Source organism: Anaerolineales bacterium (genome assembly GCA_030583885.1).
Lineage (GTDB): Bacteria > Chloroflexota > Anaerolineae > Anaerolineales > Villigracilaceae > Villigracilis.
Window position 1 is genome coordinate 3,806,443 of sequence record CP129480.1, and the last position, 15,775, is coordinate 3,822,217.

Here is a 15,775-nt window from a genome sequence, read left to right on the forward strand (position 1 = left end):
TTACCCAATCAATTGTGTGAGAATGACGGTTATGTTATCCGGACCGCCGGCCGCATTGGCCGCTTCGACCAGGCCCTGGCAGGCACGGTGAAGGTTTGGCGCTTCCGTCACAATCCGGAAAATATCCTTTTCGTTGACAACCCCCCACAGACCGTCACTGCATATCATCAGATATCCCCCCTGCGGGAATGGGATGGTAAAGATATCGGCTTCGAGTGATTCACCCTGACCCAGGGCACGGATCAAGACATTGCGATGGGGAAAATTATCAACCTCATCCTTGTTGAGGTGCCCCAATTCTTCAAGGCGTTTGACCAGCGAATGGTCGCGGGTAAGCGGCTGAACCCTTCCATCAGGATAGATGGAATAGGCCCGGCTGTCGCCAACATGCGCGATCGTCACCTGCTGCCCCAACACCAGCGCGGCAGTGACCGTTGTGCCGCTGCCCGGCGCCTCGCGCTGGACGTATTGATGCGCCTCCATAATGGATGTTTCGATCACCTCCTGCAATGAGTCTTCAAGAGGCTGGGTGGGCAGCTTATATAGGTAGGAATGAAACTTTTTGGTGATGTTGCCGCCCATAATGCGGATGGCGGCATTGCTCGCCACTTCGCCAAATTGATGTCCGCCCATTCCATCAGCGACAATATACAACCCAAAGGGGACATTCTCCACGCTACCGGAGATCGTGGAGGTCAGCGCAAGTACGCTGTCTTCATTGTGATCACGCTGCTTTCCAACCGATTGCCCAACCCCGGCAATAAGCTGCCTCATTTCATATTTCAAACTCTGACTGGCGATAATGGAATTAATCTGCTGATCCGTAAGAGGAGCAGTCGTGGCCGAATCCACCTGTTTCTGTTGGGTTTGCGGTTGCGGTTGTTTGTGCTTTTCGGGGTCTTTCTTTTCACCAAATAGTTTTCGAAAAAAATCAGCCACAAGAACTCCTTTTAGGCGAACAGAGCATAGACGTGATGGTCTGTTGAACCAAAATAAACAATATCGTCAAACACCACCGGGGAACCGGTGATTGCACTTTGTGTTTCGAACTTCCAGCGCAGACGGCCCGTGCGATATTCCAGACAATACATAGTGCCATCCACAGAGCCGCAATACACTGAATCCTTGTAAACGGCCGGCGAACTGCTTACCTGGTTCTCGGTGCGGAAACGCCAGACTTCCTTGGAGGTCCGTATATTCACGCAATAAAGAAACCCATCCGCCGCGCCGACAAATATGAAATCATCCGCAATCGCCGGGGACGAAACGGAACCTTTTCCAAGGCGGTACTTCCAGATTGCCCAGCCGTTCATTAAATCCAATGAATATAGGGTGCTATCCAGGGAAGTAAAATAAATTGCCTGCCCCTTATCGATCGGGGAGGACGTGACGGAACGCTTGGCTTGAAAACGCCATTTCAGTTCACCGCGGAAATCGAGGGCGTAAAAGGAACCGGCTTCCGTGCCAAAATAAACCATTTCATTTGAAACCAACGGTGTGGAATGGATCGGTGCATCCGTGGAAAACTTCCAGACTGCGCGCCCCGTATTGACGTTTACTGCATGAAGGTCCTGGTCGTCCGAACCAAAAAAAATGTGTCCCTCTGCAATTCGCGGTGAGGAATAGATTTTCCCTTCCGTGAAGTACGTCCACACCACTTTGCCGGTGCGTGCGCTGACCACATGCAAACGCTGGTCTTCAGAACAGAAAAATACATTATTATCATAAACCAGCGGGCGGGAAACGATTCCTCCCTCCGCCGGGTACTTCCATTGGAATTGCCCGTCCGCCGCATTCAAGGTATACAGGTTATTGTCGTAACAGCCGATATATAAAACGCCCTGATTCAAAAATGGCGTGCCGCGGATTTCGTCCTCACATTTAAATGACCAGAGTGGTTTAATCCCGCCAGTGCCAGCCGGCAGGGCGGAGGTGATCTTGGAAAGCGCACCCGTCTTGCGCGCCACACCCATCAGCGCATCCTTCATCGCGTCAGCGCTGGGGAAACGGTCTGCCGGGTTGTATTCTAGGGCCGTGTTGATTACCGCTTCAAATTCAGTGGAAACATTGGAATTAATCCTCCGCACAGGACGTTCTGCAAAGGAAAAGGGCGGCTCAAGGCGCGGATCGCGGCGCGTAATGGTGTGATGCAATGTTGCGCCCATCGAATAAATATCCGCGATCGGCGTGGCTTCCCCGCGATACTGCTCGGGTGGGGAATATCCCTCAGTACCGATCATCGTCCCCTTCTGTCCGGTTTGGAATCTCTTGGCAATGCCAAAATCCACAAGCACCACATCCCCGTTATGGTTGATCATCACATTGGAAGGCTTCATATCGCGGAAGATAATCGGGTCGGGTTTATGCCCATGCAGATAAGCCAGCACATCACAAAGCTGGATCGCCCAACTGATCACCTGGTCTTCCGGCAAAAAACCAGTCGAATCACTGATTACAGTTTCAAGGTCCTTGCCATGGATAAATTCCAGAACAAGGTACGAATGATCGTTATGGGTAAAATAATCATAAATCCGCGGGATGGACGGATGGTTGAGCGTGGCAAGCATGTTCGCCTCGCGCTCAAAATTTTCAACGATCGTCTGGCGCACAAGCGGGTCGGGCGCCAGGTTGATCATTTCCTTGACAGCCACCAGTTTCACCACATTGGGAAAGTGCAGATCGCGGGCGCGATAAACCGACCCCATGCCGCCCACGCCGATCACATCCTGAATATTGTAACGGTTAACGAGCGTCACTCCCGCCTGCAACTGCTGGCGGGAAGATTGATCTCCAGGCCCTGAAAAGGAAGATGTGATGTTTTTTGTTTCCAGAAGGGGGCTCCTCTTCTCCACAAACGGATTAATGAATTATAGTGTGCAGTTGCAGGAATTGCAACTGCCCGGCGTTGCAATTTTGTTGAGGGACGGCTTGCGGGGAACCGATTTCTACGGCACAATACATTATTGTGAGGATTCTAGCAGTAAGCGACCAGGTTGTGGAGCGCATCTACACCCTCGTCCCCAGCGGACATTTTCAGGGTGTAGAACTCATCCTCGGCTGCGGCGACCTGCCGTACACCTACCTGGAATATATCGTCACCATGTTGAATGTGCCCATGTATTACATACCGGGCAACCATGACCCGCAATTCGACCTGATGGATAAACGCTCAAGAGCCGAGGGCGGCTCCAACCTGGACTTGAAAACCGCCCGCCACAATAATATCCTGATCGGCGGGTTTGGCGGATGCATCCGCTACCGTCCCGATGGTGTCAACCAATACACACAATCGGAAGCCTACCGGCGGGCTTTTCGACTGCTCCCGCAGCTGCTGATAAACCGCATTAAACACGGCCGCGCCATGGACATCCTGATCAGCCACTCACCGCCCTTCCACATCCACGATGACTCGGACCTCGCACATCAGGGATTGAAAGCCCTAAACTGGCTCAACCGCATTGCAAAACCGCGTTATCATCTTCACGGACACACACACTTTTACAGGAACAACCTTGAAGATCAGGAAACCCTGTTTAATCAGACCAGAATTATCAACGTATATCCTTACAAAATATTGGAAATCTAAAAACCATATGGAGTCAGGGAGTTAAGTGCCACGAAGTGGTATGCTCCCGTGGTTTCGGCGGCAAGCCGCCTGTCTCCAAAAGTGAGTGAAGAAGATGTCAAACCCATTGAACGAACGCACGCGCGCCGACTTTAGCAAGGCACGCTTCAAATCCTTCATCAACCAGGTCTTCTCCGTGATTGCGGGAAACAAACACACCACCACCCTGCTCTCCTACGACGAGATCAAGGAAAAGCTGCACATCGGCGGTCCCATTTATCGGGGCGTAAAAACCATTCGCGTGGACCAGATCGCAGGGAGTCTGAACCGTTATCACGAATTCGACCGCGCCTTCCTTCCAAAGGAAGATCAACTCGCCAGCCGCTGGCAAAAAGTGGATCGCGCCTTTTACGAAGATATCCACCTGCCGCCCGTTGTCCTGTACAAAGTGGGCGAGGTCTATTTTGTCGTGGATGGTCATCACCGCGTATCCGTCGCGCGCGAGAAGGGACAACTGTACATCGAAGCCGAAGTGCGCGAATGCGCCACCCGCGTGAACATCACGCCCAACATCAAACCCGAAGACCTTGAGGTGCTTCACACAAAGGTGCACTTCCTTGAGCGCTCCTCCCTGGATAAGATCCGCCCGCATGCGAATATAAAGCTCACCATCCCCGATGGTTTTGAACGCATGCTTGAACACATTGCCGTTCACGGCTACTTTATGGGGCTTGACCTCCAGCGTGACGTCTCGGATGAGGAAGCTGTCGCACATTGGTACGATACGGTGTACCTGCCGATCATTGAGATCATCCGCAAGAGCGGTATCTTAAAGGAATTTCCCGGCAAAACGGAGGGCGATCTGTATCTTTGGACCCTGGACCATCAGCATTATTTATACAAGGAACAGGGGCAACCCCTGCAGCCGCCGGAGACAGCCGCAAAAACGTTCATCGAAGAAAACGAGTAACCATGACTGACCTTCATCCACTGGCAGGAGTCTACGCCGCAGCCGTAACTCCACTAAAAACAGACGCCTCTTCCTTCGACCTTGAGTCGGTTCTCGCCTTTTTGCATTTCCTCGCTGGTAGAGGCTGCCACGGTGCCTTGCTCTTCGGCACAACTGGCGAGGGACCGTCCTTCTCGCCCAAGGAACGTGAGATATTCCTGCGCTCCGTGCGCGTTGTGCGCCAGCAAATTCGCGGATTCAAACTACTGGCAGGCACAGGCACACCCAGCCTGACCGAAACCATCGAATTGACCAAACTCGCCTACCAACTCGGCTACGATGGGACGGTCGTCCTGCCGCCATATTACTTCCGCAAAGTGACAGATGACGGCTTGTTCCAATGGTTCAGCGAATTGATCGAGAAAGCCGTGCCAGAAGGAAAATATCTGCTCGGCTATCATATCCCGCCCATGACAGGCATCGGCTTTTCGCTGGAACTGCTTGAACGATTGAAGGAAAAATTCCCGAATCAATTCGCAGGCATCAAGGATTCATCACATGATGAATCCTATGCAACCGCAGTTGGTCAACATTTTGGCAAAGACCTGCTCGTCCTGAACGGCACGGACGCTTATTTGCATCATGCGCTGAAGAACAACGCACAAGGCGCGATCACCGCACCCGCAAATCTGATCTCGGATAACCTGCGCAAGGTTTGGGATCTGTTTCAGGAAGGAGAAGACCCGTCCGAAGCGCAGGCGAAGGTCAGCGAACAGCGGCATTTTCTTGAAAGTTACGCCCCCATCGCCCCTATCTTGAAGGGACTGCTTCATAAGATACACGGACTTCCGCGCTGGTCGGTGCGCGCGCCGCTGGAAGATGCGGACGAGAAAACGCTGGTAGATGCGGCGGAGAAGTTTTCAAAAATCTCGTAATTCAGTAGGGACACAGCGACGCTGTGTCCCTACTTTTTTTCATCAGGTAAAATTCATCCATGAGAATCTGGCGCTTACTTCACACTCCCCCATCCACGGGCGCATGGAATATGGCGGTGGATGAAGCCATACTCGAGCATATCCATCGCGGAGAATCGAAACCGACTTTGAGATTGTATGCCTGGCAGCCGCCGTGCCTCTCACTTGGCTACGCGCAGCCGTTTAGGGATGTAGATGTGGAGCGGCTCAAATCCCGGGGCTGGGACGTGGTGCGCCGCGTGACGGGGGGACGGGCGATCCTGCACACGGACGAATTGACCTACTCGGTGACAGGCTCCGCGGATGAACCCGTGCTGGCAGGCGGTGTACTGGAATCATATAACCGTTTGTCGCAAGCGCTGCTGTTCGCGGTGCGCGAGTTGGGATTGCAGGTTGAGGTAAAAGAGCAAGTCGCTCAAGCCGCCGTCCTCGGCGGCGGGGACGCCGCCGGGAGCAAGGTAAACCCCGTTTGCTTTGAAGTGCCTTCGACTTACGAGATCACCGTCAATGGAAAGAAACTCATCGGCTCGGCGCAGGCGCGCAAGAAGGAAGGAGTGCTTCAACACGGCTCACTCCCGTTGAGGGGCGACCTGACCCGCATTTGCGACGCGCTGGTTTTTGATAGCGAATCCGCGCGGGAGGATGCAAAGGAAAGACTGCTTGCGCGGGCGACGACGGTTGAGTCGGTTTTGGGTGTAGAAAAAGATTGGGAAACAGCAGCCCAGGCTTTCGTCCGCGGGTTTGAGGCGGAATTGGGAATCCAGTTCGGGCGCGGGGAAATGTCCCAATCCGAAATCCAAAGAGCGGAAGAATTGGTCAAAGAAAAATACGCGCACGCATCATGGACGGAGCGGTTATGAAAAAAGTTTTGGTGTACGGCTCGTATGGGTACACGGGGGAGTTGATCGTGGAGCAGGCGGTGAAGCAGGGACTTGGGCTGCTGCTGGCGGGGCGCGATGAAAGTAAAGTGCGGGCGCAAGCCGAGCGATATGGATTGGAATACCGCGCGTTTTCATTGGATGACACCGCCGCGTTAGACGCGGCGCTGCAGGAAACGGACGCGGTCTTGCATTGCGCGGGTCCGTTCGTGTTGACGTTTCGTCAGGTGGCGGAGGCGTGCATTCGAAACAAAAAACATTACGTGGATATCAGCGGCGAGATTGAAGGCTTTGAAGCGCTGGCGCAGATGGATTCGGACGCGAAACGCGCGGGCGTGATGCTGCTGCCGGGCGGCGGCTTCGATGTGGTGCCGTCCGATTGTTTGAGCGCGCATGTTGCGGGGAAACTTCCGAACGCGACGCATTTGAATTTGTACATCAAAAGCATCGGGAGCGGAGTCTCGCGTGGGACGGCGCGCTCTGGCATCGAGAACATGCACAGGCAGGGACGCATTCGCCGTGATGGAAGAATCCAGACAGTTCCAGGCGCATGGCACGTGAAGCGCGTGGACTTCGGACGCGGCGCAAGTCGTGTAGTTTCCATTGGCTGGGGCGACGTCAGCACGGCATATCACAGCACGGGCATCCCAAACATTACAGCGTACATGGGTTTCCCCAACGCGATGATAGACGGGTTGTATCTCACGCGAGTCATCGGTCCGTTGTTGTACACGCGCCGAATGAAGAATTTTCTCAAATGGCTGATCGGCGTGTTGAATCCCACAGGACCGTCGAAATATAAAAACGAAAACGGATTTGCCCTGCTCATCGCCGAAGTATCGGATGGGAAGCAGACCGTCCGCGCCAAGCTACGGACGCCCGAAGCGTATTATCTGACGGCGCTGACGTCGGTCGAGATCATGAAGCGGATTCTTGCATCGGACTATAAGGCGGGATTCCAAACCCCAAGCACAGCCTACGGCGCAGATTTTATTCTGGGATTCGATGGAGTCCAGCGTGAGGATTTTTAACCGTCACTGCAACGCGCCTCGAAACTCCGCTGCAAACTGTTTCGCTGTTTCTATCGGCTTTTCACTCCCCCCAATCGTTTTCACACACGCCGAACCGACAATGACTCCATCCGCCAATTTACCGACTTGCCTGGCTTGTTCGGGCGTGCCGATTCCAAATCCCACACACACAGGCACAGATGTGTGTTCCCGTACGCGAGAAATTAACTCACCCAAACCTTCTGAAATGGATTTGCGTTCCCCGGTCACACCTGTCACTGAAACAAGATAGATAAATCCCTTGGCGTTGCGGGCGATCATTTCCATGCGGTCGGGAGGCGTGGTGGGCGCGAGCATTTGAATTAACGGTAATTGTAGGGGCGACGCATGCGTCGCCCCTACGAATTCATCCGACTCTTCCATCGGCAGATCAGGGATGATGAATCCGTCCGCACCGGCCTCTTCCGCATCACGGACGAATTTCTCCAAGCCATACGCCAGCATGGGGTTGTAGTAACCCATCAGGATCAACGGGATGTCCACGCCGCGCTTGCGCAATTCCTTCACGGCTTCGAGCGACTTCTTGACCGTGATTCCCTGCTCCAAGGCAATTTGTGTCGCGTGCTGAATCACAGGTCCATCCGCGAGCGGATCGGAGAAGGACAGTCCCACTTCGATCAAGTCCGCACCGCTGTTTGCTAAGGCTTCGATCACGTCAATGGACGTGTCCAAGTCAGGGTAGCCCAACGGGAAGTAGGGCATGAAGATTGGTTTGTTCTTGAAAGCGTTTTCGATTCGGTTCATGATACCTCTGAAAAGAACTTAACCACGAAGGGCACAAAGCACACAAAGGGGAAAGGCAATGAGCCTTAAGGCTTTATACCTTCGTGACCTTAGTGTCCTTTGTGGTTACAGATTTTCTCCCAACTCTTTAATCACCGTATTCAAATCCTTATCGCCTCTACCCGACAAATTCACCAAAATCACCTGGTCTTTCCTCATCCTCGGTGCGCGCTTGATGACCTCCGCCACTGCATGGGACGACTCCAGCGCAGGGATGATCCCTTCGGTGTGGCATAAGGTCTGGAAGGCGTTCAATGCTTCATCATCCGTTGCGGATGTATAAAACGCCCGTTCAGTATCCCGCATCAGCGCGTGTTCAGGGCCGACCGCCGCGTAATCCAACCCCGCCGAGACCGAATGTGTCTTCGCAATTTGTCCATCTTCATCCTGCAAGACGTACGTCCGTGTGCCATGAATCACACCAATTCGTCCTCTCACGGGATCACCGAAACGCGCTGCATGTTTGCCCGTTTCGATTCCGCTTCCGCCCGCTTCGACGCCGATCAACTCCACGTCAGTGTCATCTACAAATCCGCTGAAGACCCCAATCGCGTTCGACCCGCCGCCGACACACGCGATAACCGTATCAGGCAGGCGTCCCACTTCCATCATCATCTGTTCACGCGCTTCCGTCCCGATCACTGACTGAAACTCACGCACCATCGTCGGGTATGGATGAGGTCCCAGCGCCGAGCCGAGCAGATAATGCGTCTCGCGCACATGCGTCACCCAATCACGGATCGCTTCGTTGATCGCGTCCTTCAACGTCTGCGTGCCCGACGCCACGGGTCGCACTTCCGCGCCGAGCAGCTTCATGCGGAAGACGTTCGGCTCCTGCCGCGCAATATCCACCACGCCCATGTACACCACACATTCGAGTCCCAGCAACGCCGCAACCGTTGCCGACGCGACTCCATGCTGCCCCGCGCCCGTCTCTGCCACGATGCGCCGCTTCCCCATCCGCTTCACGAGCAATGCCTGCCCCAACGCATTATTTATTTTGTGCGCGCCCGTGTGCGCTAAATCTTCACGCTTCAAATAGATCTGCGCGCCGCCCAATTTTTCCGACAGCCGTTTTGCGTACGTCAACGGTGTCGGTCGCCCCACGAACGACACCATCAACTGATTAAACTCCTGTTGAAACGCGACATCCCCCCTCGCCGATACGAACGCCTCTTCCAACTCGATCAACGCGGGCATCAACGTCTCTGGCACGAACTGTCCGCCGTAATTTCCAAATTTTGCTGGTAACAATGTCGTCATAATTCCTCTTTTGGATTGAAGCCTTTATCTACACTCAAGCCTGACTCTGACCATCACGCACCGCCTGCACGAACGCCTTCATCCTGCTCGGATCTTTCTTCCCTGGGGCTGACTCCACCCCCGAAGCCACATCCACGCCCCAGGGCTTGACCCTGCCAATCGCCTCCGCGACATTCTCGGGCGTCAACCCGCCTGCCAGCAGCAGCGGATACCTCTTCGCCAACTCCGCCGCGCCATCCCAATCGCCAGTGACTCCGCTTCCGCCATAGACACCTTTGACAGAAGCATCCAGCAAAAATGCAGGCGACTCACTCCTGACAAAACCATCTACACTTTCAGGTATTCCACGAAACGCCTTGAACGCTTTGCCATCGAGTGCATTCAATATTTCAGGTGTTTCGTCTCCATGTAATTGCGCCAAATCCAATGAACAGGTTTCCATGATATTTTTCACTTCTTCAACTGATGAATTCACAAACACACCAACTAATTTGATTTGTGGATGTTCCTTCTTCAAAACGGATGTAATTTCAGCACACACTGGCTTCTCAATGAAGCGCACGCTCTTAGAATAAAAATTGAATCCCAGATAATCCGCACCAGCGTCTATGGCAACACGAGCATCGTTCAATGTTTTAATCCCGCAGAATTTGATTTTGGTCATCGCTTCACCCATGTTATGCTGAGCGAAGCGAAGCATCTCGCTCGTCGGGGAAGAGACCCTTCGCTTCGCTCAGGGTGACATTACTAAGCTCTCTCACTTTCGCGGGAATATCTTCAGCTGTTACCAACGCTTCGCCGACAAGGATTGCATCCACGTTCGCTTTTGCCAATCGTTCCACATCGCTAAAAGTGAATATTCCACTTTCGGCGACGACGGCAATCTCAGATGGAATCATCGGGCGGAGTTTTTCCGTCGTTTCAAGTGAGACTTCAAACGTGGCGAGATTGCGGTTGTTGATGCCGATGAGTTTTACATCTTGCAATTTTAAAGCTCGTTCGGTTTCAGCCTCGTCGTGGACTTCAACCAGGGCAGTCAATCCCAGGCTCAAGGCACAGGCATGTAAATCAGCGAACAGCGTATCATCGGTTAACGCGGCGGCGATGAGGAGGATGGCATCCGCTCCGTTGGCGCGGGATTCGTAGATTTGAGTCTCGTGGATGATGAAGTCCTTTCGTAAAAGAGGTGTCACGTGCGAGGTGTCAGGTGTCAAGTTGCGAGCGCGGAGTTCTCGCAGAGTTGAAAGATTACCCATGAAGAATTTCTCATCGGTGAGGACAGAGATGGCGGAGGCGCCGTTTTGGGTATAGATGTCTGCCACTTGGAAGAGGTCAAGGTGCGGGGCGAGAATCCCTTTGGAGGGAGAGGCGCGCTTGAGTTCAGCGATCAGGCTCGGGCGGAGTCCGAAGCGGCGGCGCTTCAGTGACGCAAGAAAATCTCGGGACGTTGGGCTCTGTTCGGAGGAGAGTCTCAAGGCTTGGGCGTCGAGCGCCGCAATTTCCAATTTTTTCTGTTCGATGATTTGGGCGAGGATATTTGTCATGGCAGTTGGACACAGCAACGCTGTGTCCCTACGAGATTGTTTGAAACTGTTGTGTAAACTCGACGAGCGCATTGAGTTTGGCGAGGGCGTTGCCGCTTTCGAGCGAGGCTTGGGCTTCATCGAGGGCGGATTTGAAATCGCCTGTTTCAGCGGCGAGGGCGGCGGCGGCGTTGAGGAGGACCGCGTCGTGGCGCGCGCCGTTGAGTTTATTCGAGAGGAGGTCACGCATCATCACCGCGGATTCGTCGGGCGTGCCACCGCGGAGATCGGCAACGGTGGATTGTGCGAGACCGAGATCGGCGGGATGGAGGTCGTAGGTTTCGACCGCGCCGTTCTTGAGATGGCTGACGCGATTGGTGCCCGTGGTGTTGAGTTCATCGAGACCGTTCGCGCCGTGAATGACGAGGGCGGCTTTGGAACCGAGTTCGTTGAGGACGTGCGCGAGCGGCTCGGTGAGTTTGGGATCGAAGACGCCCGTGAGTTGGATGTGCGCGCCCGCAGGGTTGGTGAGCGGACCGAGGATGTTGAAGATGGTGCGCTGACCGATCTCCTTGCGCGGACCGACGGCATGTTTCATGGCAGGATGAAACTTGGGTGCGAACATGAAGCCGATGCCGACCTGTTCGATGGCACCCGCGACCTGTTCGGCGGTGAGGTCGAGGTTGACGCCGAGGGCGGAGAGGACATCGGCAGAGCCGCATTGTGAGGAGGCGGCGCGGTTGCCGTGCTTGGCAACTTTGCACCCCGTGCCTGCGAGGACAAAGGCGGCGGCAGTGGAGATGTTGAAGGTGTGCGCGCCGTCGCCGCCCGTGCCAACGATGTCGTACACGGATTCGTCCGTGTTGAGTTTGACCTTGACCGCGTTGGCTCGCATCGCGCGGACAGAGCCTGTGATCTCAGGGATGGTCTCGCCTTTCATGCGGAGGGCAACGAGATATGCCCCGATCTGCGCGGGCGTGGCTTGCCCCGTCATGATGATGTTCATCGCCTGCTCGGCTTCGTCGGCGGTGAGGTCGGTGCGGTTGATGGTTTTGGCAATGAATGGCTTGAGCATGGAGAGTTCTCCTTTCGCGGCGGGAGCAGGGTTCAGATCGAGAAAGTTCTTGAGAAGTTGCTTGCCGTGTTCGGTGAGGATGGATTCGGGATGGAACTGCACACCGTAGGTATGATGCTCGCGATGTTTGAGTCCCATGATCTCTTCTTCAGGCGTGACGGCGGTCACTTCGAGTTCGGCGGGGATGGGGTCATAGACCACGAGCGAGTGATAGCGCATGGCTTCAAACGGTGAGGGGATACCCTTAAAGATACCCTGCCCGTTATGTGTCACTTTGGAGGTTTTGCCGTGCATGAGACGCTGGGCACGGTCCACTTTGCCGCCGAAGACTGCTCCGAGGGCTTGATGCCCGAGGCAAACGCCCAGCACGGGAATTTTTCCATCGAAGTATTTGATGGCGTCGGAGGAGATGCCGTCGTCTTTGAGCGGTTCGCCGGGTCCTGGCGAGATGACGAGGTGACTCGGGTTGAGCGCGATGAGCTGATTCATCGTCACCTGGTCGTTGCGGAAGACCTTGATATCCGCGCCGAGTTCGCCGAAGTATTGGACGAGGTTGTAGGTGAAGGAGTCGTAGTTGTCTATGAGGACGAGCATAATAATTATCCTTACTCCGTTGGTCGAGTGGTTCTGAGCGAAGGCGAAGAACCGTATCGAGACCAACGATGTTCAAGAGTAATCTTGTAACAAGAGTTGCATTGGCTAGTGGTGGTTTCGATACGCTCGCAAATAGCGCTCGCTACTCAACCATCGAGTTAGCCTTCGTTTCCAAAAATATCAACGTTATCGACAAACAAATCAAGCGAGTAGGACAATCCCGTTCGTTCGCGGACGAGTTCCATCGTGGCTTTGGCTTCGGCTTGCATGCGGTTGATGCCACTGGCAAGCACGTCATTCGGGATCAGCGGATGTGACAGGAAGTAGGCGCGCTTCTCGCGGATCGGCTCGAGGAAGTTGTTGATGGCGACCGCGAGTTTCTGTTTGACTTCCACGTCGCCCACTTTGCCGACGCGATAACGTTCCTTGAGATCGTCCACTTCGGCTTTGGATGGGTTGAACGCGTCGTGGTAGATGAAGACGGGATTGCCTTCAACTGTCCCAGGGTCGGTGGCGCGCAGGCGTTTGGGATCGGTGTACATGTTCATCACTTTTTGTTTGACTGTCTCGGCGTCATCGGAGAGATAAATCGCGTTACCAAGTGACTTGCTCATTTTGCTTTGTCCGTCTGTGCCGATGAGCAGGGGAACATCGCCGATGATGGCGTCAGGCTCAGGGAAAACTTCGCCGTAGAGGTTGTTGAAGCGGCGCGCCATCTCGCGGGCGAGTTCCACGTGGGATTGGTTGTCACGTCCCACGGGGACGACTTGCGCGCGGGGGAGCAGAATGTCCACAGCTTGAAGGACGGGATACCCGAGCAAGCCAAACGGCATGGAGTCAATGTTGGCGTCGCGCGCCATGTCCTTGAGGGTGGGCATCCGTTCGAGACGCGGCACGGTAACGAGCATTTCAAAGAGCAGATTCAACTGATAGGTTTCAGGGATCGCCGATTGGACAAAGATCGTGCTGACATCGGGGTCAATGCCAACAGCGAGATAGTCCAACACGGTTTCGCGGATGAAGGTTGGAATCTCTTTGATATATTGCGGCTCAGGCTTGGTGGTGAGCGTGTGCAGGTCTGCGATGATGAAGAAGGATTCGTATTGATGCTGCAGGCGCACACGGTTTTCCAGCGAGCCGACGTAGTGACCGAGGTGGAGGCGTCCCGTTGGGCGGTCACCTGTGAGGAGGCGGGGTTTGGTTGTCATGGGTTTTTCCTTTCGTTACATTTCATATGTCGTTGCGAGCAAAGCGAAGCAATCTCCCAATAACATTCATGTTCTTGTTTCGAGGAGATTGCTTCGTCGGGAAGAACATCCTCCTCGCAACGACATGTCAACTATTGGTTTCAGCAATCTCAATGGCTTTCAACATCGCGGAGGCTTTATTGACGGTCTCTTGAAATTCGGTCGTCGGATTCGAATCCGCGACGATGCCTGCGCCTGCCTGCACGCTGAAGGTATTCCCGCGCCCAACCATGGTGCGGATGGCGAGGCAGGCGTCCATGTTGCCGTCGAAGCCGAAGTAGCCGACCATGCCTGCGTATGCGCCGCGCGGGTCGGCTTCAAGGTCGGCGATGATTTCGAGGGCGCGCACTTTCGGCGCGCCGCTGACTGTCCCTGCGGGGAAGGCGGCTCGCACCAGATCGAATGCGGTCAAGTCAGCTTTGAGTTTTCCTTCCACATGCGAGACGATGTGCATGACGTGTGAATATTTTTCAACGGTGAAGAAGTCGGAGACCTTCACTGTACCATATTCGCAGACGCGCCCCAGGTCGTTGCGTCCGAGGTCAACCAACATCACATGCTCGGCGCGCTCCTTAGGGTCGGCGAGCAGTTCTTGCGCGAGAGCGGCGTCAGCGGTGGAGTCGGCTCCTCGGGGGCGCGTCCCAGCGATCGGTCGGAGCGAGGCGATTCGTCCCTCCAGCCGCACGAACATCTCAGGCGACGATCCAACCAAAAAGAGCGGCTCGTCGTCCACCATCCCGAAATCGAAAAAGAACATGTACGGCGACGGGTTGAGGCGGCGCACGGCGCGATAGACGTCGAACGGCCCGACGCCCGTTTCGCGCGTGAAGCGCTGTGAAAGCACCACCTGAAAAATGTCGCCCGCCGCAATGTGCTCCTTGGCATCGCGCACCATGTCTTCGTAACTCCCCTGCGTCATGTTGGAGCGCGTCTGCGACGATTTGATTTCACGCGGCTGTGACGGCGGAAGCGGCGCATGGATGCGCGACACGATCTCGTCGAGTTTGCGATTTGCGGATTCGACATCATCACCGAGGATGTTCGCAATGAGGGACAGACTGCGGCGCGCATGGTCGAAGGCGATGACGGTATCGGCGAGGAGGAAAATACCGTCGGGTATTCTCGCGCTGAGCGGAGCCGTAGACGAAGCGCGCGTCATTTTCACCTTTAGAGTTGGCTCAAAAAACCGAATCGACTCGTACCCGAGATAGCCCACCAACCCACCGATGAAACGCGGCACACCAGCTTGCGCCTTGAAGTTGAAGCGACTCATTTCCTCTTGCAAGAAATAGGTCGGATCATTGTCGTATTGAACCGTACAGGTTCCGTTAGCATCTTTGATTTCGATCTGTCCATCACGCAAAATATATTGCGCCCGCGGCTGGACACCGATAAACGAGTAACGCGCGATCCGCTCCCCGCCTTCCACGGACTCGAGCAGGAATGACGTGCCATCCCCGCGCAGTTTCATGTACACGCTAATGGGTGTCTCGAGGTCTGCGGAAATCTCGCGAATTATTGTTTGAGTAGTTGTTGTTTCGAGCAACATAGTCTCTCCGAAAGGTACAGACTTATTGAAAACGTTTGAACGTTGAAACGTTAAAACGCACTCCCCTCCTGTCCATTGGGACGAGAGGGGAGTCTCGTGGTGCCACCCAAGTTTAACGCCTGCCTTTAACAAAAACTTCCCTGTGATGCAACAGGGAAGGGAAGCCAGCGTCACTCTTTTCAGGTACGTCGCGAATTTGCGATTATACCCTTGCTCTATAACGGGAGCGCCCGAATTGGGTTACTGGTTTTGGTCGGGGAAACCCCGCCCTTACATGTTCGCCCGCTCAACTCGGAGGTCCATTC

The 15,775-nt window shown here is 54.6% G+C and carries 14 protein-coding genes; 5 read left to right on the forward strand and 9 right to left on the reverse strand.

Annotation, left to right across the window (positions count from 1 at the left end; all coding sequences use genetic code 11):
• Together QY332_19055 and QY332_19060 are read right to left on the reverse strand one after the other, a co-directional pair.
• Positions 1 to 939: a protein phosphatase 2C domain-containing protein gene (locus QY332_19055; GenBank protein WKZ35714.1), complete on the reverse strand. Its 939-nt coding sequence runs from the start codon at positions 937 to 939 to the stop codon at positions 1 to 3.
• Positions 940 to 950: 11 nt separating this feature from the next.
• Positions 951 to 2,756, reverse strand: a complete 1,806-nt coding sequence (locus QY332_19060) for a serine/threonine-protein kinase (protein WKZ35715.1) — start codon at positions 2,754 to 2,756, stop codon at positions 951 to 953.
• 209 nt (positions 2,757 to 2,965) lie between these two features.
• Here QY332_19060 and QY332_19065 point away from each other — a divergent pair, with 209 nt between their 5' ends.
• The 5 genes from QY332_19065 to QY332_19085 all read left to right on the forward strand — a co-directional run bounded on the left by QY332_19065 (position 2,966) and on the right by QY332_19085 (position 7,397).
• Positions 2,966 to 3,586 carry a metallophosphoesterase gene (locus tag QY332_19065; GenBank protein ID WKZ35716.1) on the forward strand — a complete coding sequence of 207 codons (621 nt, stop codon included), beginning with the start codon at positions 2,966 to 2,968 and terminating at the stop codon, positions 3,584 to 3,586.
• Positions 3,587 to 3,680: 94 nt separating this feature from the next.
• Positions 3,681 to 4,535, forward strand: a complete 855-nt coding sequence (locus tag QY332_19070; protein WKZ35717.1) for a hypothetical protein — start codon at positions 3,681 to 3,683, stop codon at positions 4,533 to 4,535.
• A gap of 2 nt (positions 4,536 to 4,537) precedes the next feature.
• The gene (locus tag QY332_19075) at positions 4,538 to 5,449 is read left to right on the forward strand and encodes a dihydrodipicolinate synthase family protein (protein WKZ35718.1); all 912 of its coding nucleotides are present in this window, start codon (positions 4,538 to 4,540) and stop codon (positions 5,447 to 5,449) included.
• A gap of 59 nt (positions 5,450 to 5,508) precedes the next feature.
• Complete coding sequence (locus QY332_19080; protein ID WKZ35719.1) at positions 5,509 to 6,348, forward strand: lipoate--protein ligase family protein; 840 nt, start codon at positions 5,509 to 5,511, stop codon at positions 6,346 to 6,348.
• On the forward strand, positions 6,345 to 7,397 hold the full coding sequence (locus QY332_19085) for a saccharopine dehydrogenase NADP-binding domain-containing protein (GenBank protein WKZ35720.1): 1,053 nt from the start codon (positions 6,345 to 6,347) through the stop codon (positions 7,395 to 7,397). Before QY332_19080 ends, QY332_19085 begins: the two co-directional genes overlap by 4 nt.
• 3 nt (positions 7,398 to 7,400) lie before the next feature.
• Here the strand turns inward: QY332_19085 and trpA are convergent, their stop codons facing one another.
• The 7 genes from trpA to trpE form a co-directional block, all read right to left on the reverse strand.
• Positions 7,401 to 8,180 (reverse strand): tryptophan synthase subunit alpha, encoded by a 780-nt coding sequence (trpA, locus tag QY332_19090; GenBank protein WKZ35721.1) that lies wholly within the window; start codon positions 8,178 to 8,180, stop codon positions 7,401 to 7,403.
• A 105-nt stretch (positions 8,181 to 8,285) separates the two neighbouring features.
• Positions 8,286 to 9,482, reverse strand: coding sequence for a tryptophan synthase subunit beta (gene trpB, locus QY332_19095; GenBank protein WKZ35722.1), 1,197 nt, complete (start codon positions 9,480 to 9,482; stop codon positions 8,286 to 8,288).
• A 34-nt stretch (positions 9,483 to 9,516) separates the two neighbouring features.
• Positions 9,517 to 10,146 carry a phosphoribosylanthranilate isomerase gene (locus QY332_19100; protein ID WKZ35723.1) on the reverse strand — a complete coding sequence of 210 codons (630 nt, stop codon included), beginning with the start codon at positions 10,144 to 10,146 and terminating at the stop codon, positions 9,517 to 9,519.
• Positions 10,147 to 10,159: 13 nt separating this feature from the next.
• Complete coding sequence (gene trpC, locus QY332_19105; protein ID WKZ35724.1) at positions 10,160 to 11,026, reverse strand: indole-3-glycerol phosphate synthase TrpC; 867 nt, start codon at positions 11,024 to 11,026, stop codon at positions 10,160 to 10,162.
• A gap of 28 nt (positions 11,027 to 11,054) precedes the next feature.
• On the reverse strand, positions 11,055 to 12,674 hold the full coding sequence (gene trpD, locus QY332_19110; protein ID WKZ35725.1) for an anthranilate phosphoribosyltransferase: 1,620 nt from the start codon (positions 12,672 to 12,674) through the stop codon (positions 11,055 to 11,057).
• A gap of 158 nt (positions 12,675 to 12,832) precedes the next feature.
• Positions 12,833 to 13,882, reverse strand: a complete 1,050-nt coding sequence (gene trpS / locus QY332_19115) for a tryptophan--tRNA ligase (protein WKZ35726.1) — start codon at positions 13,880 to 13,882, stop codon at positions 12,833 to 12,835.
• A gap of 127 nt (positions 13,883 to 14,009) precedes the next feature.
• Complete coding sequence (trpE, locus tag QY332_19120; GenBank protein ID WKZ35727.1) at positions 14,010 to 15,470, reverse strand: anthranilate synthase component I; 1,461 nt, start codon at positions 15,468 to 15,470, stop codon at positions 14,010 to 14,012.
• Positions 15,471 to 15,775: the final 305 nt, after the last annotated feature.